This window comes from Pseudomonas defluvii (genome assembly GCF_001695625.1).
Taxonomy (GTDB): domain Bacteria; phylum Pseudomonadota; class Gammaproteobacteria; order Pseudomonadales; family Pseudomonadaceae; genus Aquipseudomonas; species Aquipseudomonas defluvii.
In genome coordinates this window covers 30,245-50,249 of the sequence record NZ_MBPN01000016.1, presented here as the reverse complement: position 1 = coordinate 50,249, position 20,005 = coordinate 30,245, and the positions used below count along the sequence as shown (strand labels likewise).

General features: G+C 59.8%; 19 protein-coding genes and 1 pseudogene. 11 read left to right on the top strand and 9 right to left on the bottom strand.

The genetic code is table 11. The features are described 5' to 3' along the window. The first annotated feature begins 111 nt into the window (after window positions 1-111). The 3 genes from lpxO to EKA13_RS06850 all read left to right on the top strand — a co-directional run bounded on the left by lpxO (window position 112) and on the right by EKA13_RS06850 (window position 2,136). Window positions 112-1,011, top strand: a complete 900-nt coding sequence (gene lpxO / locus EKA13_RS06860; protein ID WP_065758656.1) for a lipid A hydroxylase LpxO — start codon at window positions 112-114, stop codon at window positions 1,009-1,011. 147 nt (window positions 1,012-1,158) lie between these two features. Further along, the gene (locus EKA13_RS06855; RefSeq protein WP_065758655.1) at window positions 1,159-1,497 is read left to right on the top strand and encodes a carboxymuconolactone decarboxylase family protein; all 339 of its coding nucleotides are present in this window, start codon (window positions 1,159-1,161) and stop codon (window positions 1,495-1,497) included. A 72-nt stretch (window positions 1,498-1,569) separates the two neighbouring features. Beyond that, the gene (locus EKA13_RS06850) at window positions 1,570-2,136 is read left to right on the top strand and encodes a GNAT family N-acetyltransferase (RefSeq protein WP_065758654.1); all 567 of its coding nucleotides are present in this window, start codon (window positions 1,570-1,572) and stop codon (window positions 2,134-2,136) included. Window positions 2,137-2,168: 32 nt separating this feature from the next. Here EKA13_RS06850 and EKA13_RS06845 read toward each other — a convergent pair whose 3' ends face one another. The 4 genes and pseudogenes from EKA13_RS06845 to EKA13_RS28780 all read right to left on the bottom strand — a co-directional run. Further along, the gene (locus EKA13_RS06845) at window positions 2,169-2,858 is read right to left on the bottom strand and encodes a VIT1/CCC1 transporter family protein (RefSeq protein WP_065758653.1); all 690 of its coding nucleotides are present in this window, start codon (window positions 2,856-2,858) and stop codon (window positions 2,169-2,171) included. Between the two features lie 59 nt (window positions 2,859-2,917). Continuing rightward, the gene (locus EKA13_RS06840; protein ID WP_065758652.1) at window positions 2,918-4,564 is read right to left on the bottom strand and encodes a SulP family inorganic anion transporter; all 1,647 of its coding nucleotides are present in this window, start codon (window positions 4,562-4,564) and stop codon (window positions 2,918-2,920) included. Between the two features lie 69 nt (window positions 4,565-4,633). Next, window positions 4,634-5,005 (bottom strand): CZB domain-containing protein, encoded by a 372-nt coding sequence (locus EKA13_RS28785; protein ID WP_256587635.1) that lies wholly within the window; start codon window positions 5,003-5,005, stop codon window positions 4,634-4,636. Window positions 5,006-5,029: 24 nt separating this feature from the next. Continuing rightward, window positions 5,030-5,305: pseudogene (locus EKA13_RS28780) on the bottom strand (methyl-accepting chemotaxis protein); the annotation flags it as partial. Between the two features lie 711 nt (window positions 5,306-6,016). On the opposite strand from EKA13_RS28780, the gene EKA13_RS06830 reads away from it, so the two are divergent. The 4 genes from EKA13_RS06830 to EKA13_RS06815 all read left to right on the top strand — a co-directional run bounded on the left by EKA13_RS06830 (window position 6,017) and on the right by EKA13_RS06815 (window position 10,568). Further along, on the top strand, window positions 6,017-6,328 hold the full coding sequence (locus EKA13_RS06830; protein WP_065758650.1) for a hypothetical protein: 312 nt from the start codon (window positions 6,017-6,019) through the stop codon (window positions 6,326-6,328). Window positions 6,329-6,498: 170 nt separating this feature from the next. Continuing rightward, the gene (locus tag EKA13_RS06825) at window positions 6,499-8,703 is read left to right on the top strand and encodes a putative bifunctional diguanylate cyclase/phosphodiesterase (protein ID WP_065758649.1); all 2,205 of its coding nucleotides are present in this window, start codon (window positions 6,499-6,501) and stop codon (window positions 8,701-8,703) included. Window positions 8,704-8,803: 100 nt separating this feature from the next. Further along, the gene (locus tag EKA13_RS06820; protein WP_065758648.1) at window positions 8,804-9,217 is read left to right on the top strand and encodes a DoxX family protein; all 414 of its coding nucleotides are present in this window, start codon (window positions 8,804-8,806) and stop codon (window positions 9,215-9,217) included. A 211-nt stretch (window positions 9,218-9,428) separates the two neighbouring features. After that, on the top strand, window positions 9,429-10,568 hold the full coding sequence (locus EKA13_RS06815) for a GGDEF domain-containing protein (protein WP_065758647.1): 1,140 nt from the start codon (window positions 9,429-9,431) through the stop codon (window positions 10,566-10,568). Between the two features lie 31 nt (window positions 10,569-10,599). Here EKA13_RS06815 and EKA13_RS06810 read toward each other — a convergent pair whose 3' ends face one another. From EKA13_RS06810 to EKA13_RS06800, 3 genes are read right to left on the bottom strand one after another with little or no spacing between them, the layout of a single operon-like run. After that, window positions 10,600-11,895: an NAD(P)/FAD-dependent oxidoreductase gene (locus EKA13_RS06810; RefSeq protein ID WP_245704311.1), complete on the bottom strand. Its 1,296-nt coding sequence runs from the start codon at window positions 11,893-11,895 to the stop codon at window positions 10,600-10,602. A 14-nt stretch (window positions 11,896-11,909) separates the two neighbouring features. Further along, the gene (locus EKA13_RS06805) at window positions 11,910-12,998 is read right to left on the bottom strand and encodes a polyamine ABC transporter substrate-binding protein (protein WP_065758645.1); all 1,089 of its coding nucleotides are present in this window, start codon (window positions 12,996-12,998) and stop codon (window positions 11,910-11,912) included. Between the two features lie 48 nt (window positions 12,999-13,046). Continuing rightward, window positions 13,047-14,405, bottom strand: coding sequence for a glutamine synthetase family protein (locus EKA13_RS06800; RefSeq protein ID WP_065758644.1), 1,359 nt, complete (start codon window positions 14,403-14,405; stop codon window positions 13,047-13,049). Window positions 14,406-14,578: 173 nt separating this feature from the next. Between EKA13_RS06800 and EKA13_RS06795 the strand changes: the two genes are divergently transcribed. The 4 genes from EKA13_RS06795 (at window position 14,579) to EKA13_RS06780 (ending at window position 17,643) form a co-directional block, all read left to right on the top strand. After that, a complete protein-coding gene (locus EKA13_RS06795) occupies window positions 14,579-15,499 on the top strand; it encodes a helix-turn-helix domain-containing protein (protein WP_065758643.1) in 921 nt (306 codons plus the stop codon). A gap of 100 nt (window positions 15,500-15,599) precedes the next feature. Then, the gene (locus tag EKA13_RS06790; protein WP_065758642.1) at window positions 15,600-16,850 is read left to right on the top strand and encodes an MgtC/SapB family protein; all 1,251 of its coding nucleotides are present in this window, start codon (window positions 15,600-15,602) and stop codon (window positions 16,848-16,850) included. 250 nt (window positions 16,851-17,100) lie between these two features. Next, the gene (locus EKA13_RS06785; RefSeq protein ID WP_065758641.1) at window positions 17,101-17,457 is read left to right on the top strand and encodes a hypothetical protein; all 357 of its coding nucleotides are present in this window, start codon (window positions 17,101-17,103) and stop codon (window positions 17,455-17,457) included. Window positions 17,458-17,460: 3 nt separating this feature from the next. Next, window positions 17,461-17,643: a DUF1289 domain-containing protein gene (locus EKA13_RS06780; protein WP_065758640.1), complete on the top strand. Its 183-nt coding sequence runs from the start codon at window positions 17,461-17,463 to the stop codon at window positions 17,641-17,643. Between the two features lie 420 nt (window positions 17,644-18,063). On the opposite strand, the gene EKA13_RS06775 is transcribed toward EKA13_RS06780, so the two are convergent. Continuing rightward, on the bottom strand, window positions 18,064-18,915 hold the full coding sequence (locus EKA13_RS06775; protein ID WP_065758639.1) for a CAP domain-containing protein: 852 nt from the start codon (window positions 18,913-18,915) through the stop codon (window positions 18,064-18,066). Window positions 18,916-18,983: 68 nt separating this feature from the next. Then, window positions 18,984-19,844: a CAP domain-containing protein gene (locus tag EKA13_RS06770; protein ID WP_065758638.1), complete on the bottom strand. Its 861-nt coding sequence runs from the start codon at window positions 19,842-19,844 to the stop codon at window positions 18,984-18,986. Between the last annotated feature and the right edge of the window lie 161 nt (window positions 19,845-20,005).

Here is a 20,005-nt window from a genome sequence, read left to right as displayed (position 1 = left end):
GCACATAAGTCGACCTGTCAAATAGTAACAATATGTTCAAAGACTAGGCGCGATTGTTTATGCTTGCGCACTTACGCAATGGCTCATAGCCACACCGACAAGTAACCGTGCATGAAACTATTTCTCGTTCTTCTGTTCGTTTTTTCGATTGCCTATGTCCACCTGCGCGGTCGCGTTCGACACAAACTGACCCGTCAGTTGGGCGACCACTCAAGCTTCCTGGCGCCCGTCAACGTCTTCCTCTACCTGTTCTCCAGGCTGCCCGCCCGGCCCTACCTCAGCACCGATTCATTTCCCGAGCTCAAACCCCTGCAGGACAACTGGGAAGCCATCCGCGAAGAGGCCCAACAGCTCCTGAATGTCGGCGAAATCAAAAGCTCGCAGCGTTATGACGATGTGGGCTTCAACTCATTTTTCAAAAGTGGCTGGAAACGTTTCTACCTGAAGTGGTATGGCGAAAGTCACCCTTCGGCGATGAAGCTGTGCCCACGTACCACAGAGCTGCTGCAAGGTATCGGCACCGTCAAGGCAGCCATGTTCGCCACCCTGCCACCGGGCTCGAAACTGGTTCGTCACCGCGACCCCTATGCCGGTTCTTACCGCTACCACCTGGGCCTGGACACCCCCAACAGCCCGGACTGCTACATCGACGTGGACGGTGAGAAGTACCACTGGCGTGACGGTGAAGGTGTCGTGTTCGATGAAACCTATATTCACTATGCCGCCAACCAGACGGATCAAAACCGCATCATTCTGTTCTGCGATATCGAGCGTCCCCTGAAGTACCGCTGGGCCACTGCGTTCAACCGCTGGTTCAGCCGCAATGTCATGGCCGCGGCTGCCGCGCCGAACGCTGACGGGGACAAGACCGGCGGCATCAACCGCCTGTTCACCCGGATCTACAAGATCCGCGAGCGCGGCAAGGCACTGAAGAAACGCAACCGCGCACGTTACTACGCCGAAAAATGGGCGGTAGTGGCCGTGTTGGCGCTGATCTTCATTTATATCTGACCCGTTATGGCGGCGCCGACACAGTCGGCGCCCACGTCTTGCAAAGGCTGTCCACGTCCCTGCCCTGCGCCTATCGACCAACGGCACAGCAACTGCCGAAAAACTAGCTTCACTGTTCATTTTGTCGAAACACACAAGGTGAACACCATGTTGGACTGGAACGAGTACCGTAAACAGCTGACGGCCGGCATTCGCGACCTCAAGCAACTCTCACCGGACACGGTCAGCGGCTACCTGACCGCCAGTGCTGCCGGCGAAAAAACCAACCACCTCGACGCCAAGACCCGCGAACTGATCTCTCTGGCCGTGGCCGTCACGACCCGATGCGATGGCTGCATTGCCGTGCATTCGGCACAGGCCGTGAAACACGGTGCCACCCGGGAAGAAATTGCCGAAGCATTGGGCGTTGCCATCGCAATGAACGCGGGTGCAGCACTGGTTTACTCGGCACGGGCACTGGATGCGGTAGGCAAGGTCGAGCCATAATCCCGCCATCGCCAGGCTGGCGCGACACGTCCGCTGCAGCCAGCCCACCCGCACGCCCCATCCGAGAACAGCATGATTCACATCCGCCCCATGACCGCCGCCGACTTCGAGCACTTCTGGCCGACCTTCAAGGCCATCGTCGGCGCCCGCGAAACCTATGCCTTCGACCCCGCCATCACTGTCGAACAGGCACGCCAACTGTGGCTGGAAATGCCCTTGCATACCCTGGTAGCCGAGGAAAACGGCGAACTGCTGGGCTCCTATTACCTCAAGGCCAACGCCGCCGGCCCAGGCGCCCATGTGTGCAATTGCGGCTACATGGTTACCGAGGCCGCACGCGGCCGAGGCGTAGCGCAGGCGATGTGCCAACACTCTCAGCAACTGGCTCGCGACAACGGTTTCATGGCGATGCAGTTCAACTCGGTAGTGTCGAGCAACGAAGTGGCCGTGGCCCTCTGGCAAAAGCTTGGTTTCGAGGTGGTCGGGCGCCTGCCCAAGGCCTACCAGCACGCACGGCTGGGCTTGGTGGATTGCCTGGTGATGTACAAATGGCTAGGCGAAGCTATGCCGCATGAGCAGCCAAAACTGATTGGTCGCAAGAATATCGAGGCGGTGGTGTCCCGGCGTCGCGGCCGTTGATTACGGCTGCCACATAACCTGGCGCACGCCCGTCAAGCGGTGACGCCAAACAAAACACCGACCCCCGCCGTCAAGCCCATGGCCAGTGCGCCCCAAAAGGTCACGCGCGCTGCAGCCGTTACCACAGACGCGCCACCGGTGTAGCCTGCCAACACCCCCAGAAGCATCAGAAACAGCAGCGAACTGCCAGCCACGGCATACATCAGCAGCGATTGCGGCACCCATAGAACGATCAGCAGTGGCAGTGCCGCACCGACTGAAAACGAACCTGCCGAGGCCAGGGCAGCCTGCACCGGTCGCGCGGCCAATTCTTCGGAAATGCCCAGTTCATCGCGGCCATGCGCACCCAGCGCATCGTGTGCCATCAACTGTGTGGCGACGCGGCTGGCCAATTCTTTATCGAGCCCGCGACCAACGTAGATCTCGGTCAACTCTGCGTGTTCATGTACAGGATCAGCCGCCAGCTCTTTACGCTCCCGGTCCAGGTCGGAACGCTCGGTATCCGCCTGCGAACTAACCGACACGTATTCGCCAGCGGCCATCGACATCGCCCCCGCAACAAGGCCTGCAACGCCGGCGATCAGAATACTTGCAGCACTTGCGCCGGCCGCCGCCACACCCAGGATCAGGCTGGCAGTGGAAACAATACCGTCATTGGCGCCAAGTACCGCAGCACGCAGCCAGCCGATACGCTGTGTTTTATGAGCTTCGATATGCCTCATGAATAACTTCCCGGTGCAGGTGAAAAACGATGCGGCAAGCGTAGCGCCCGCTGTCGAGGTCAGCGCGCAAGCTCGGCAGCGTCAGCCAGTGCGTCACTGAACGCCGCATGGTAATGCTGGCTGCCAATGGCGTGCAGGATGCCTACCCTGCCGAGCTTGCCCAACACCTTGGCATTGGCTTCACAGAGCTTTACGACAATGTGCCGCTTGTGCAGTTGCTGGATCACTTCTTCGAGCATTTGCAGGCCGGTGATATCCATGAACGGTACGTGTTTAAGGCGCAAAATCAGTACGACGGGATCGGTATGCGTCTGGGCCAGGGTACGCTCAAAGGTTTCCGCCGCACCAAAGAACAGCGGCCCCTCGACGGTGTAGATCAACACACCAGGCGGCAGGTGCTGGTGACCGTTCTGGCGCAGTTCGTGTTCGAGCTCATGCTCGACGACCTGCTGCACCTCGACGGAGGATGCCATGCGCCGCATGAACTGCAGCATCGCCAGAATCACGCCGATGTTCACGGCGATTACCAGATCGCTGAATACGGTAAGGGTGAAGGTAATGAGCAGAATCGCTACATCGGCGCGCGGGGCACGTTGAACCATACGCTTGAAGTGTTTCAACTCGCTCATGTTGTAGGCGACAACGAACAGGATGGCCGCCAGGGCGCACAGAGGAATGTTCGAGGCCAAGGGTGCCAGGAACAGAATGATCAAGACCAGGGTAATGGCATGGGCAATACCGGCCAGCGGGCTTGTACCGCCATTACGGATATTGGTCGCGGTACGGGCAATCGCGCCGGTCACAGCAAACCCACCAAACAGAGGGGTTGCCAGGTTGGCGATACCCTGGCCGATCAGTTCCTGATTGGAGTCGTGCCGAGTGCCGGCCATTCCGTCGGCAACCACAGCGGAAAGCAGCGATTCGATGGCCCCCAGCATGGCGATCGCAAACGCCGGCCCAATCAGGTCAATAACACGCGCCAGGGTGATCTGCGGCGGGTTGAAGTCGGGGAAACCTTGAGGGATACCGCCGAAGGCACTGCCAATCGTGGCGACGCCATCGAAGTGAAACAGCGACTGGATCAGCGTCGCAACCACCATGGCAACCAATGGCCCGGGAAAGCGTTTGAGCGCTGCAATTCTGGGGGTGATCAGCACCAGGAACAGGCTGAGCAACGCCAACGACGTCGTGGCCATGTGCAGGTTCGGCAGCGCGAGCAGCAAATGCCAGAACTTCTCGTGAAAGTACTCACCGGTAATTGCCGGCAAGCCGAAGAAGTCCTTCCACTGACCCACCCAGATGATCACGCCGATGCCCGCGGTAAAACCGACGATCACCGGGTCCGGGATGAACTTGATGATTGCACCCAGGCGGGTGATGCCCAGCAGCAACAGGATGACGCCGGCCATCATCGTGGCAATGTGCAGGCCCTCGACACCGTGGGTCGCGGTGACACCTGCCAGGATGACGATAAATGCCCCCGTCGGGCCGGCAATCTGCAGCCGGCTGCCGCCAAAGATCGACACCAGCAGGCCGCCAATGATTGCGGTATAGATGCCTTGCTCGGGCTTGACTCCCGAGGCGATGGCAAACGCCATGGCCAACGGCAGTGCAACCACCCCGACAACCACCCCGGACACCAGATTGCCTAGCCAATGCTCGCGCCCGAGCAAACCGGCTTTCCATGCTTCACGTATCGCAATCATGCCAGGCTCCTTAACGGCTGCATGTTCATACTAGTAGCATGAGTGCGACCCGTACGCGGCAATCCTCTGCTAAGCGTCCCGGTTAGCCAGCGCAACCAGAACCTGGTTAACCTTCAAGCTGGCGACTTCCATGCTGTTCAGCGACTGCACCACGGCATTCCAATCCTTGTGCTGCGCCTTGTGCAACGCCTCGCTTGCGGACTCGTGGCAGAGACGGTGCGGATCGTCGAGCTGGCTGAATGACCGATCATTTCGGTAGGTTTCCTGGGTTTCAGGCGTGAGGTACCACTTCCCGAGACGGCAGTTCTTGTGGTCCGAGAGCTCAAGGTTCTGGTCTTGATTGAACAGGCGCAGATAGACCATCAACTTGAACAACAGGTGATCAAGCTTGACCGCCTCACAGAACGAACTGAGCGCGATATTCTCGATCAAGCCGGTCATGTGGTCGCCCATCACCACCATTTCATCCAGGGTCTGCGACGACGACGACACATCGCTGGCCAGGCGGGTTGCCTCGGTGGACAGGTTACCGATCGAGGCGCTTGCCGCCGCCGTATCGGTGTTGATGCCATCCACCAGAACGCTGATGTCCTGGGTCGCCTGATGGGTGCGTTGCGCCAGCGCCCGGACCTCATCGGCAACCACTGCAAAACCACGGCCCTGTTCACCGGCACGCGCCGCCTCGATGGCCGCATTCAGTGCCAGCAGGTTGGTCTGGTCAGAAATCGCCTTGATCAAGCCAACGATGTTGCTGATCTCACTCACGCGGGTCTTGAGTTGGCTGACACTCTCCACGCTGCTCACACCCTGCTCTGCCATGTGTGTGAGCGAACTGGAGAACGAGGACAGCATCTCGGAGGTTTGGGCAAATACACCGCTATTGGCCTTGAGGTGATCCACTTCGCCGCGCAGAACTTCTGCCTGGTGGACGACGCCATCACGGATCTGTTTCATGGAGTCATCGAACATGCCCAGCTTGTCATGCAACTCACTCTGGTAGCGGCTGTAACCATTGAGCGCAGCCTGTTCGGCCTGGGTCTGGGCAACCAGATCGGCCAATTGCCGGTTTTCCTGGCGCAAGGCTTCGTTTTCTCGGCGCAACGCGACCAGCTCATCGTCCTGCTCGGCAACTCGCGTTCGCCATTTACCACTAAACATCGCAACCGCTCCTTAGCACCCGTGTGCCAAACGTCATGGTGTCAGTAATCAAAACGCGGGCCTGAAGTCGGTGCACCTTGATCGTATCGAGGAACTTTAAACGCGTCACACTGACGCAGCATTGACATCAATCAGCCATCATCCAAGTATTCAATACAGTTATCAACCATGAGGCAGGCGCACCTACCAAACAGCAGCAACTGAGCACGGTCGGCTTGAACGTTGATTCATGTCAGTGAACTGCAACAGGCGTTGCTGTACATAGCCCGTCCACCTTCGTAGGGATGCAGTGCCATGTACGAGTCCAACCAGGCAGCCCGAATCATCTGCAGCAATGAAGTGCTAGCCGACCAGCTACGCCCGCTGCTGGCTAACATCGCGCCAGACTGCGAGGTGCTGGTTGTACCGAGTGATTGCAGTGCCGCCCCCCTTTGTCGCTGGCTAGGTGACGCGCACCTCGGGTCGACCGGGCGAGTACACGCGGCCTTGGTCGAAACGACCGAGGTTTTGGAGCAGACGCGTCATGCCTTCAAATCCCGCGAACTGGGGATGTTACGGCGGCGTCTGGTTGGGCTGCTGGAGAAGTTGTCAGACAATCCAGAATGATGTAATTATGCCATCAGTAGGTTCCGCTAGAAGCGGGAGCCGGCTTTGCCGAGCAGGACATCGGGCCTGAAAGACGAAGCGCCGTGACCATGCGTTCTTGAGCAGAATGCAGGGTCACGGCGCTTTTTTTTCAGCAGAAAACGTATCTGTACAAGTACAGGGCCATGTGAATGAAGGTGACAGCAGATCTGACGGAGTTGCTTAAACGTATTCGCCTCGACCAGGAGGAAATCGCCGAGCGCTTTCGCTTTCTCGACTGGAACGCAGCGGATGCCGAGCGTCTCAGCGCAGCAGCAGCGCGCATGGCCCCTGCTCAGGCGACGTTCATCAATCGGCTGTACCGTCACCTGGAGCAGTTTGCCACACCGTCTGCACTGCTGCGCACGCCCGAGATCACTACCCGCCTGAAGCACAGCCAGGCGGACTACTACCAGCGCTTGTGGGCTGGTCTCTACGATGATGCCTACATCAACAGCCGCCTGCGCATTGGCGTGATCCACCAACAGGTCGGCCTGGAGTTGAAATGGTACCTGGGCACCTACCGTCTGTACCTTGACGATATGCTTGCCAGCCTATTCGGTGACAGCGATCAGGCCACGCTTTACTCAAGCCTGTTGAAGGCCGTGTTCTTCGACATGACCCTGGCCATCGACACTTACAGCGCAGCGCAGCACAAGGCGCTGGAAGACAGCGAAGCACGCTTCGCCCGTGCACTGCGCGGTGCCAACGACGGCATCTGGGACTGGCACATCGACCAGGATCGACTGTATGTATCCGAGCGTTGGGCCAGCATGCTCGGCCTCAGCCGCGACAGCATGGGCGAGAGCAGTGCCAGTTGGTTCAACCGCGTTCACCCGGACGATTTGCCGGATTTTCGTCAAGCCATCGATGCCCACCTGCAAGGGCGGACCGCCCTCGTGCACCATGAGTACCGTATCCGCCAAAGCAACGGTGACTATACCTGGGTACTGGTACGCGGGGTCGCCGAAGTCACCACACCGGGCCAGTTACGCATGGCCGGCTCGCAGTCCGATATCAGTGCCCGCAAAGACGTCGAGCAACGCCTGATGCATGCCGCTCACCATGATCCGCTGACCGGTCTGGCCAACCGCATACGCCTTGATGAGCAAATGCAGAAGACCATCATGAAACAGCGCAAGGGCGGTGACTACGAAGCACTGCTGTTCATCGACCTCGACCGCTTCAAGCTGATCAACGATAGCCTCGGCCACAGTGTCGGTGATCGCGTGCTGGTCGAAGTGGCCCAGCGCCTGAGAAACGCGCTGCGCCCCAGTGATCAACTGTTCCGCTTCGGCGGCGACGAGTTCATCGTCCTGCTTAACGACCTCAGTTGCAGCCTCGACGCCGAACACATCTCCCAACGCATTCTGGACAACCTGCATCAGCCGCTGCATATCGACGGCCATACCCTTGTGGTCAGTGCCAGTATTGGCATCGCCCCCATGCACGAACATGGCAAAGCGCTGGATGTCGTCCAGGCCGCCGACCTTGCCCTCTACAGCGCAAAATCTGCTGGCAAGGCACGCTTTGCCCACTACAGTGAAGCCTTGCAGGACAATGCACAGCACCATCTGGAACTGGAGTCCGCGCTGGGCCAGGCACTCCAGCACGATGAATTCGAACTGCACTACCAACCGATCTATCGCCTGGACCAAGGGGTACCACAGGTGTGCGGGGTGGAAGCACTGCTGCGCTGGCGCCAGGACGACCGCCTGATTTCCCCTCTGGAGTTCATTCCAGCGCTGGAGGAATCAGGAGAAATCATCCACGTCGGCGAATGGGTACTGCGCCAGGCCTGCCAGCAGACCCGCACCTGGCAGATGGAAGGACATGAGCACATCCGCTGTTCGGTGAACATTTCCAGCCTGCAACTGCAACAAACCGACTTCACCCCCAGGCTGATCGATATCCTGCAGGAAAGCGGCCTGCCCCCTGCCAGCCTGATCCTGGAAATTACCGAAAGCCAGTTGATCAATGAGGACTCGAACACCTTGGCCTGCCTGAATGAACTGGCCAGCCTGGGCGTATTGTTGGCGTTGGACGACTTTGGCACCGGATACTCCTCACTCGGCTATCTCACGCGCTTTCCACTGCACATTCTCAAACTGGACAAGAGCTTCATCGGCGGTATCCCGTTCAATAGCAAACAAGGCACGATCAGCCAGGCGATCATCGGCCTTGGCCGGAACCTCGGCCTGGAAGTCGTCGCCGAGGGCATCGAAACCCCGGCACAACTCGATTTTGTGCTCAATGAAGGCTGCCACTATGGCCAGGGTTACTGGTTTAGCCAGCCACGACCGGCCGACCAGATGCAACGCCTGTTCAACACAGCCCACAGCTTAGAGGCGCGGTGATGAGCTGGCTGCAGGTACTCACCTCAGCCTTTGCGCGTACTGGCACTCGGCGACGCAATGACTAGACTCATGGCATTACATTCAGCATCGGGTAAAGACCATGCGTTACACCCTGTTTGAACAGCAGAAAGACTTGATCATCCTCATCGCACGCCTTTTGCTGATGACTATTTTTGTCATGTCTGGCTGGAGCAAGCTGACCAACTTCGAAGGTACTGCAGGCTATCTTGCGTCGCTTGGCGCACCGATGCCGCCCGTGGCAGCAGGGATCGCAATACTGATGGAGTTCTTCGTCGGCATTGCCCTTGTAGTCGGTTTTTTTACCCGGCCACTGGCAGCATTGATGGCGTTGTTCGTGCTGGGGACGGCACTCATTGGCCATCCCTTCTGGAGCATGCCTGAGCCCGACAAGGCCGCTAACATGATCCAGTTCTACAAGAACATCAGCATCATGGGAGGCTTGTTGCTGCTCAGCGTGACAGGCGCAGGCAAGTTCTCGGTCGATCGACAGTAACCCGATCCCCCCATGATTCAGTACAAACGCGCCTACACCCCAGCAGCCAACGCAGATTGGATATTTTCCTGGTGGCCTCTGGATTGCATAGATACGTCGCTGAGTTATCCTCTATATTCGTAAGGTTTTTAGCACTCACGCGCCTGGGTCGATGACAGTCAACCATCCCCCAACTGCGCTGATGGAGCAGTGTCATGATTGGGCGGCGCGAATGAACCCTTTTGCACTACAGCATGACCAGAATGTGCTCATTGCCGAGCAAGTTCGTACCGACCGCTTGCATCTGCTGTTCCGTCAGTCCGTAACGGCGGTGGTCGGCAGCTTCATTGCCGCCTGTATGCTCTGTTGGCTGTGCTGGGAGCGTGCAGATCAATCCGTCATTCTGTTATGGATCTCACTGCTGGGTGGCGCAACACTGCTGCGCATCGGCTTGTTCCTGGCCTACTTTCGCAGCCATGAGCGCGAACGCATTCCTGACCGCTGGGAAGGCAAGTACTGGATCACCCTGGTGCTCTCTGCTGGCCTCTGGGGGCTCGGCGCGCTGGCGATAATGCCCAGTGATGACCTCCTGGCGCAGGCGATCGTACTGCTGTTTACCGTCGGCATGGCCGGCAGCGCCGTGTCCTGCTACTCGGCGTACCGATCCATGACCTTGTCGGCCATGGGGCTGGTCTTGCTGCCGTGCACGCTCTGGCTACTGCTTCAACCATCGGCGATGCAGGTCGGCATGGCCATCGCCGCCCTGCTGTTCTCGGCATCCATCGTGCGGGCGACGCGCGAGCTCTCCGAGGCGCTGGAGAAAGCCTTTCGTCTAACCCATGAAATGGAGCACGCACACCGCATTGCCAGCTATGCCGCGCAGACCGACGAACTCACCGGTCTGAACAATCGCCGCGCATTTTTTGAACATGCCCAGCAACTCTACAACTACTGCAAGCGCAATCAGCGGCCCCTTTGCGCCCTGGTGCTGGACATCGACCACTTCAAGCAGATCAACGACACACACGGCCACCAGGCCGGTGATGAGGTTCTGCGCCAAATAGGTGCAGCGATCCGGGCGTCCTTTCGCGAATCGGACGTCTACGGCAGGCTTGGCGGTGAGGAGTTCGCGGTACTGCTGGCAGATACCACCCTGGAGGCAGCGCTACGCATTGCCGAACAGCTCGGAAAATCGATTGCCGAGATGCCGTTGATGCTCGAAAAAACACGAACACAACGCCTTACCGCCAGCCTCGGGGTAGCCTCGGCGAGTGCCAAGGATATGGACCTGCACGACCTGTTGAACAATGCCGACAAAGCCATGTACCGCGCCAAGGCCCTCGGCCGCAATCAGGTGGTTGCGGCCGAGTAACCTCCTCGTCCTTTTAACGAGAATACTGGCGCTACCCCAACAACTCCCGCAGCCGATACCACAACATCCCCAGCGCCAGCAGCGGCGAGCGCAAGGCCGGGCCACCGGGGAAGGTCATGTGCGGCACTTTGCTGAAGATGTCCAGGCCATGGCTGTGCCCGGCATGAATCGCTTCGGCCAGCAGTTTCGCGGTCCAGTGAGTGACGTTCAGGCCATGGCCTGAGTAGCCCTGGGCATAGAACACGTTGGGGTGCTGTTGCAAACGCCCAACCTGGGGAAAACGGTTGGCCGTAATGCCGATCTTGCCGCCCCATTGGAAGTCGATGCGCACGTCGGCCAGTTGCGGGAACACCTTGAGCATTTTCGGTCGCATGTAGCTGGCGATATCCGCCGGGTCGCGCCCGGAATAGTGACACGCGCCACCGAACAGTAAGCGCCGGTCAGCGGTCAGGCGGTAATAATCCAGGCCGACTTTCTGGTCACACAGGGCCAGGTTCTGCGGGATCAGCGCGTTGGCCACGGCGGGCGCCAGCGGCTCCGTGGTGATGATGTAGCTGCCAGCAGGCAGCACCTTGCCGCTCAGGCGCGGTTCCAGGTCGTCCAGGTGCGCGTTGCACGCCAGCACCAGGCTTCCCGCCTTGACCGTACCCTTGGCACAACGCACCTGTACCGTGTCGCCGTGGATCAGTTCCAGCACCGGGCTTTGCTCGTAGATACGTACGCCCAGTGATTCGGCCAGACGTGCTTCAGCCAAGACCAGATCAAGGGGATGAAGGTGGCCCGAGCCCATATCCAGTAAGCCACCGGCATAAGCGTCCGACGCCACGACCTGGCGCATGTGCTCTGGCCTGATCAGTCGGGTTTCATGGCGGTACCCCAAGGCTGCGAGGCTTTCCTGCTCCTCGCTGAAGGCGGCGAACTGCGCAGGCGTATTGGCCAGCTCACAGAACCCCCAGCGCAGGTCACAGTCGATCGCGTGTTCACGAATCCGCGTGCCGACCACCTCGACCGACTCAATACCTGCGCGCTGCAGATAGCGCACGCCCTCTTGGCCGACATGACGGGCAAAGCCTGAAACATCGTGACCGATTCCGCGAATCAATTGGCCGCCGTTGCGCCCACTGGCGCCCCAGCCGACTCGCCTGCCTTCGAGCAACACCACCGAGAGCCCCCGCTGGGCCAGCTCAATCGCGGTGTTGACCCCGGTAAAGCCGCCGCCGATCACACAGACATCGGCGATAACATCCGATGCGAGCGCGGGATAGGCAGCCATGTGTTTCACCGTTGCGTAGTAGTACGAACGGGCATGTTCCGACGACGTTGCCATGGTACGTGCTCGACTCATTGGTTGGATTTCACTTTGCTCCAGGCGCGGGTCATCAAGCGCATGATCGCAGGCGGCAGCGTTTGCGAGATGTACAGCTTGTCCAGCACGGCTTGCGGCGGGTAGACCTCCGGGTTGCTGGCAAGCTCGGCCTCCATGTACGCCTTGGACGCCGGGTTCGGGTTGGCATAACCAACGGTGCTGCTCACGCTGGCGATCACTTTTGGCTCAAGCAGGTAGTTGATGAAGGCATGGGCTTGCGTGGTGTTCTTCGCATCGGCGGGAATCGCCAGCAGGTCAAACCACAGGTTGCTGCCTTCCTTGGGAATGGCGTAGGCGATGTGAACGCCGTTTTTTGCATCCTTGGCACGGTTGGCGGCCTGGAACACATCACCTGAATAACCCATCGCCACACAGATATCGCCATTGGCCAGGTCCGTCACGTATTTGGAAGAATGAAAATAGGTGATGTACGGCCGCAAGGTCAGCAGCTTGGCTTCGGCCTTCTTGTAGTCTTCAGGGCGGGTACTGTTCGGGTCCATGCCCATGTAGTTGAGTACCGCCGGAAACAGCTCATCGGCCGAGTCCATCATCGCCACGCCGCACTGGCTGAGTTTTTTCAGGTTCTCGGGCTCGAACAGCACGGCCCAGGAGTCGATGTGGTCAACACCCAGCACCTGCTTGACCTTGTCGACGTTGTAGCCGATGCCGTTGGTGCCCCACAGATAGGGCACCGAGTGCGCGTTACCGATATCGTTCTTTTCCAACAGCTTGAGCAGCGCCGGATCGAGGTTCTTCCAGTTGGGCAGCTCGGCGCGGTCCAGTTTCAGGAACGCGCCAGCATTGATCTGGCGTGCCAGAAAGTGGTTGGACGGCACCACCACGTCGTACCCGGTACGGCCTGCCAACAGTTTGCCCTCCAGGGTTTCATTGGAGTCGAATACGTCGTAGATCACCTTGATCCCGGTTTTGCCCTGAAAGTCAGCGAGCGTGGTCTCACCGATATAGTCAGTCCAGTTGTACACGCTGACACTTGGCTGAGCCTGGGCAAGCGTACCGAACAGCAAGGCAAAGCCCGCCGGAACAACGGTTTTCATAAGACGCATATCGACACCTTTCATATTGTTTTATCGATGGGTATGACGTGGCCGAAATCAGACGCTGAGCAACAGGAACTCACGCTCCCATGAGCTGATGACCCGCTTGAAGTTCTCGTGCTCGGCACGTTTCACCGCGACGTAACCGCGCACGAACTTACTGCCCAGGTAGCGCTCGATGGTCGGGCAGTCTTCCATGTGCGCCAGCGCATCCTCGATGGTGATCGGCAGGCGCAGATTGCGGCGCTCATAGGCTCGGCCCTGCACGGCGGCACTCGGGTTGATCTGCTCGACCATGCCCAGATAACCACAGAGCAAGCTGGCGGCAATCGCCAGGTAAGGGTTGGCATCCGCCCCCGGCAGGCGGTTTTCCACGCGCATGGCTTCAGGGCTGGAGGTCGGTACACGCAAGCCCACCGTGCGGTTTTCTTCGCCCCACTCCACGTTCACCGGCGCCGAGGTGTCCGGCAGGAAGCGGCGGAACGAGTTGACGTTGGGCGCGAACATCGGCAGCACTTTCGGGATGTACTTCTGCAGGCCGCCGATGTGGTGGAGGAACAGTTCGCTCATCTTCCCGTCGGCATCGACAAAGATCGGTTTTCCGCTGGCGATGTCCACAACGCTCTGGTGCAGGTGCATGGCACTGCCTGGCTCATCCCCTATCGGCTTGGCCATGAAGGTGGCGGTGACGTTGTGCTTGAGCGCAGCCTCGCGCATCGTGCGCTTGAACACGGTGATCTGGTCAGCCAGGTCCAGCGCATCGCCATGACGGAAGTTGATTTCCATCTGCGCCGGGCCGTCTTCGTGGATCAGTGTGTCGAGGTCCAGGCCCTGGGCTTCGCACCAGTCATAGACGTCTTCAAACAGCGGGTCGAATTCGTTGGCGGCGTCGATTGAAAACGACTGACGACCACTTTCGGCACGGCCCGAGCGGCCCAGCGGGGCTTGCAGCGGCAGGTCCGGATCGTCGCAGCGCTGGGTCAGGTAGAACTCCATCTCGGGCGCGACGATGGGCTGCCAGCCTTTATCGGCATACAGCTTCAAAACGTTCTTCAGGACGTTGCGCGGCGACAGTTCGATCGGGTTGCCGAGCTTGTCGAAGGTGTCGTGAATCACAATGGCGGTCGGCTCGATGGCCCACGGCACGGCATAGATCGCGTTTGAGTCTGGCCGACAGATCATGTCGATATCGGCCGGGTCGAGCAGGTCGTAGTAGATTTCGTCGTCGACGAAATCGCCGGTCACCGTCTGCAGCAGCACACTTTCCGGCAGGCGCATGCCCCGTTCATGCAGGAACTTGTTGGTGGGCGCGATCTTGCCACGGGCAATCCCGGTCAAATCGCTGACCACGCACTCCACTTCAGTGATCTTGTGTTCTTTCAGCCAGGCGGACAGCTGATCGAAAGGGGTATTCATAAAAACCTCGTTGTTGTTTTGGGGTGGCACCCGACATGGCGCCTTCTACGCATCGCGGGGTGCATGGCTTCCCCTGCATCGCGTTGAGGACTATCTTGGGCGAGCGATCGGGCTTCGATCTATCCACTTTGAACACAACAAAATGCACCAATGCAGTGCATTGAAGGTTTCCCATGACGTCGCTGAACCCCTTGCGTGTCCAGGCTTTTACCACCGCAGATGTTGCCGAACAGGTGCGTGCGACCCCTGGCTGGGCGCAGCACTATCAGCAAATGTCACCTGGGCATTTCGCGGGGTTGGTGCGCTGCCTGGACCTGCAGGGCGTGGACGTCTACGAAGAGCGCATGAACACTCGCGTAGAACAGAGCTTCAGCGCACCCAGTGGCTCACTGGCGTTCTGTTTCGACCGCAGCGACAACAGCCTTTACGTGTTGAACGGCGAGAGCCGCAATATCTGGATCACTCCGGAGAACTACCAGGAAGTGGCCGTGGTGTTTGGCCCGGAGTTCGTTCGTGGGCACGGGCTGGATGTCGCCGCGATGGAAGGCCTGTTCATGGCGCCGCTCAACTCCCAGCAGAATGCCTTGTTCAGCAGCTGGCTGAGCAGCACCCTCACCCGACTCTCGCAAAGCCTCGACTCACCCGACGAGGGCGCACTGGCCGAGCAGTTGCTGGAAGACTGTTTGTTCATCCTCGACAACGCCTGTGCCCGCCTTGGGCAGAACGAGCTGTGGCGGCGCACCGAAGAGCGCAACATCATGCGCAGGGTCTGCGAGTGGGCGGCCGACTCACCCGAGGAAACCGTCAATTTGCTGGAGCTCTCACACATTGCGGGGGGATCGTTGCGCCAACTGCAGAGCGCCTTCAAAGCCTATACCGGCATGACCCCGACCCACTGGCTACGCCTGCGTCGCCTCAACGGCGCACGACGCGAACTGCTCAAGGCCCGCGATGTGACCGTGGCGGAAGTGGCAATGCGCTGGTCGTTCTGGCACCTGGGGCGGTTTTCCAGCAGTTACCAGGCACTGTTCAAGGAGCTTCCGAGTGAGACACTGAAGCGCAACGGGTTCCGCCTGCCCCTCAAACACGGCTAACCCGGCAGTGAATGGATGCGAACACCGGTAACCGGCAAGCATTCCGACCGGATGAGTCTATAGTGTGAAAATTTCTTGCCACCTGCCTTGATGAGATTCGATGAACAGCTTTGACTGGCTCCCCACAGACGCAATCCACCTGTTCTTTGTGCTGTTCCTGTCTTTCCTCATCGGGCTGGAACGCGAAGAGCACAAGACCAACAATGACCAGTATGCGTTTGGCGGCGTCCGTACCTATCCACTGATAGGCCTGATCGGTTACTCCATTGCAGTGTTGAACAGTGGCGAACTGCTGCCGCAAGCGTTGGGTTTTGCCGTTGTGGCGGCCTTCCTGTTAATGGCCTACTGGCACCGGCTCTCCTCTACCGGATCACCCGGCATCACCTCGGAAATGTCCGGGCTGACCACCTACCTGGTGGGCGCCCTGATCTATCACGAGATGTTCTGGCTGGCCACCGCGCTGACCGTGTCGAGCATCATCCTCCTGGAGCTGAAGACACAGCTGGAAAACCTGGCCAAGCGCATTGAAACCACGGACATCCTGACCTTCGCAAAATTTCTCCTGCTGTCCGCAGTCATCCTGCCACTGTTGCCGAACACACCGCTCACCCCGTTTCAGATCAACCCCTTCACCACCTGGCTTGTTGTGGTTGCTGTGAGCGCAATGTCGTATGGCAGCTATGTGTTGCAGCGCGTGACAAAAAACCAGAGCAGCGTGTTGATGTCGGCACTCGTAGGGGGCGCCTATTCATCGACTGTGACCACGGTGGTGCTTGCCAGGCGCTCGCAGCAGGAAGAACAGGCGCACCTTTATTCTGGCGCCATCCTGATTGCATCGGGCGCCATGTACTTGCGCCTGGCGGCACTCCTGGCCCTGTTCAACCGCGACCTGATGAGCCGCCTGGCACTTCCGTTCATCGTCCTGGGCAGTATGGCGATACTCATCGGTTGGCTATGGTCGCGAAAAGGATACGCCGGGGCGACGACGATAAAGCCACTTGAACCCAAGAACCCGCTGGAAATCAGTGCCGCGCTACTGTTCGCATTTCTGTTTGTCGGCATGCTGGTGGCAACACACCTGGCAATCGAATACTTGGGGTCCGTGGGCATCTACTCACTGGCCTCGGTGATGGGCGTCACCGATGTAGACCCGTTCATTCTCGGCATGACGCAGTCTGCCGTGAGCAGCACCCCGCTGTCGGTCGCAGCCTCCGCCATCATCGTTGCAGCGGCCAGCAACAACCTGGTCAAGGGGATCTATGCCTTCACCCTGGCCTCCCGAAAAGCGGGCGTGGAAAGCCTGTGCTTCCTGCTAGGCCTGTCAGCCGGGGGCTTGCTGCTCCTGCTGTAGCGCCGCATGAACAGCCACACGGTTGCGGCCTGCGGCTTTCGCGCTGTAAAACGCCTGGTCCGCAGCCCGAATCAGCGCGATTGCTGAAGTAGTCGATATCGATCAGCAACTCAGCATTCTGTGCTTGAGGCATCAGCACATCGCTTATGATGCAAGCAGAGATGACGACCAAGCGGAACAAGTCACCCCTTCGCGCAAAAAACGTTTCACCCCAGAGACTGCACGTCGACACACAGGCAAGGATCAACCCATGTTTTTCAACAAGCGCGATCAGGCGAACATCGAGCGCCGCCTGGTGGCAACCCTGACCGAGGCCTGCGAGACGGCCAAGGCAGAAATCGTCGGGTTCTGCTGGCTAACCCACACGGCGGATTACCGGGCGTTCCCCTCCAGCCTGAGGGTGACCTGGGTCTTCGATACCCTGACCAACAAGCAACAGGCCCTGGCCAGCGGGCAAGGCGCGCGCATGGTTGAGCTGACGGCAATGGCGCTGGCTGAAGCCGGGATTGCCCTCGACCCCGTGTCGACACATGTGCACTACGACACGGAAGAACAATGCCAGCGCACCCATGCGGGAAACTGGCAACAGCGTTTGGCGCGGGGTTGAAGCATGGCCAAGGATATCGAGAACCCGTGTATCGCCGTCTGCCAGCTCAGCGGCGACCTGTGCCTGAGCTGTGGTCGCAGCAAGGAAGACATCAAGAAATGGAAGCGCATGAAGCGGCCGGAAAAGATGGCCGCCGTACAACGCGCAACCCAGCGCCTGAAAAGCCTGCAAAAGAAACGCCCCTAAGCCAAATACCGAAAGCGCAGTGCTCCCTGTGGGAGTTGGCTTGCCAACGATGCAGGCGCCGCGCACGTACTGACACCGCGCCGATACCATCGCAGGCAAGCCTGCTCTCGCCGGAAATGCAATGCTCTGCGCGGATCGCTGTGGGAGTTGGCTTGCCAACGATGCAGGCGCCGCGCACGTACTGACACCGCGCCGATACCATCGCAGGCAAGCCTGCTCTCGCCGGAAATGCAATGCTCTGCGCGGATCGCTGTGGGAGTTGGCTTGCCAACGATGCAGGCGCCGCGCACTCGCTGACACCGCGCCGATACCATCGCAGGCAAGCCTTCTCTCAACGGGAATGCCGTGCTCTGCGCGGATCGCTGTGGGAGTTGGCTTGCCAACGATGCAGGCGCCGCGCACGTACTGATACCCCGGCGCTCACGGCGTACCGAACATCGCGGTCCAGTAGATCCCCGCGTCACTCTTGGGGTCGACTGCGTAGGCTGCGCCCAGTTCGCGGAACCTCGGGTTCATCAGGTTGGCACAATGGCCAGGGCTGGCCAGCCAGCCGTCGACCACCTTGCGTACGGTGTCCTGCCCGGCGGCAATGTTCTCGCCAATCAGTTGGCCGCTGTAACCTGCCAGTTCAGCCCGGTCACCCGGTGTACGACCCTCGCGGTCCTTGTGATCGAAGAAATTGTTGTTGGCCATGGATCGGGTATGGCCTTCAGCCGCCGTTGCCAGTGTCGCATTCCAGGCCAACGGTGTTGTCGCGCCAAAGGGCTGGGTGCCGCACTGGCGGGCCTGCGCACGTGCGCTGTTGATCTGTTCGAGGAGCTTCTGGCCCTCGGCTTGCCAGTCGCCCAGTCGCCCCGCCAGCAGCGGCCGGGCCAGCACGATGCGCCAGGCACGGTCTTCGCGGCTGACGCCGATATCGACGAACTGCGGGTCGAGCACAATCTGGCAGAAACTCTCCTGCACCGCCTTCATCGCCGCCTGCGCATCACGCGGCCCGGACAAGCTGATCGCCTGCACATTGACCATCGGGTACGAGGCTCGCGCCAGTGCCTGCTGCAGGTCACCGACACTACTGGCAGACAGCACCAGACGCGGATCGGCTGCAAGTGGCGGCAACTCCTGCGAGGCCTGCCCCGCACAACGCTGCACCTGGCTGCGGTAGGCATTGATCGACTGGACCAGTTGCGTCTCCTCGGTCGCGGCTGCCGTGGCGGCTAACACCAACCCCACAGACAACGCGGCAAAACGCAAAGCGGATGATAGGACGCGCATGTAACTCTCCCTTTTACTGATGGTGCTAATAATGCGCGAAATCCCCCCCTGCGGCACAAGGGCTTTACTCAGGGCGCACCGAACACCATCGTCCAGTAGACCCCCGCATCGCTACGCGAGTTTGTCGCATAGGCCGCGCCAACCTGGGTAAACATCGGGCTCATCAGGTTGGCGCAGTGGCCAGGGCTGGCCAGCCAGCCCGCCAGGGCCTTGTTCGCTGAACCTTGCCCGGCGGCGATGTTCTCGCCAATCTGCCGGCCACGGTAGCCAGCCGCCCATGCCCGGTCTGCAGGCATGTCACCATCAAGGTCCCGATGGGCCAGGTAGTTGCCGCTGGCCATCGACCGGCTATGCCCTTGCGCTGCGGCCCCCAGGGCGCTACTCCAGGTAAGCGGCCGGGCGGCGGCAAACCGTTTACGACCACAGAGGCGCGGCTTTGCCCGCGCCGCATTGACCTGTGCCAGCAAGGTAGCGCCCGCTGCTCGCCGATCCTCCAGATGCCCCTCGAGCAAGGGGCGCGCCAACACGACTCGCCACTCACTGTCGTCACGACGGATGCCGATATCCGCGTACTGGTTATCGAGCAAGGCTGCGCAGTAATCACGCGCTAGCTGGTCGAACGCCTCATCAGCGTCGTAGGCACCCACCAAGCGGATACTCCGCACTGCAACGGCCCTATAGCCGGAATCCTTCAGCGCCTCGCGCATTTCACCGCGATAGCGAATCGGCAACGCCAGGCTCGACTTCAGCGCCAGTGGCGGCAAGGCGCGGCCCGCACTTCTGCTGCAACGCTGGGGATGAGCACGGTAGTCGTTGATCGCCTCCGCCAGTTGCTGTTCCCCGCGTGCATGGGCGGGACTGGAAAGCAGCGGCAACAGCGGGACGAGGCAGAGCGAAACAACGCGGGAACAGTGGACGGCTTGGCGCATGAGGCAGACAGCTCTGAAGAGGTGACGACAGAAAAGGCAGTAACGCAGCCAAGGCAAGACATGCCAAGGCAGGGCCTAAGACTGGAGCCGCTGCACAAGGTTCATGGGGTGAAGGGTATTTTTTACCGAGGTGGCAAGGTCGCCAGCCGGGTCAGCGTCTT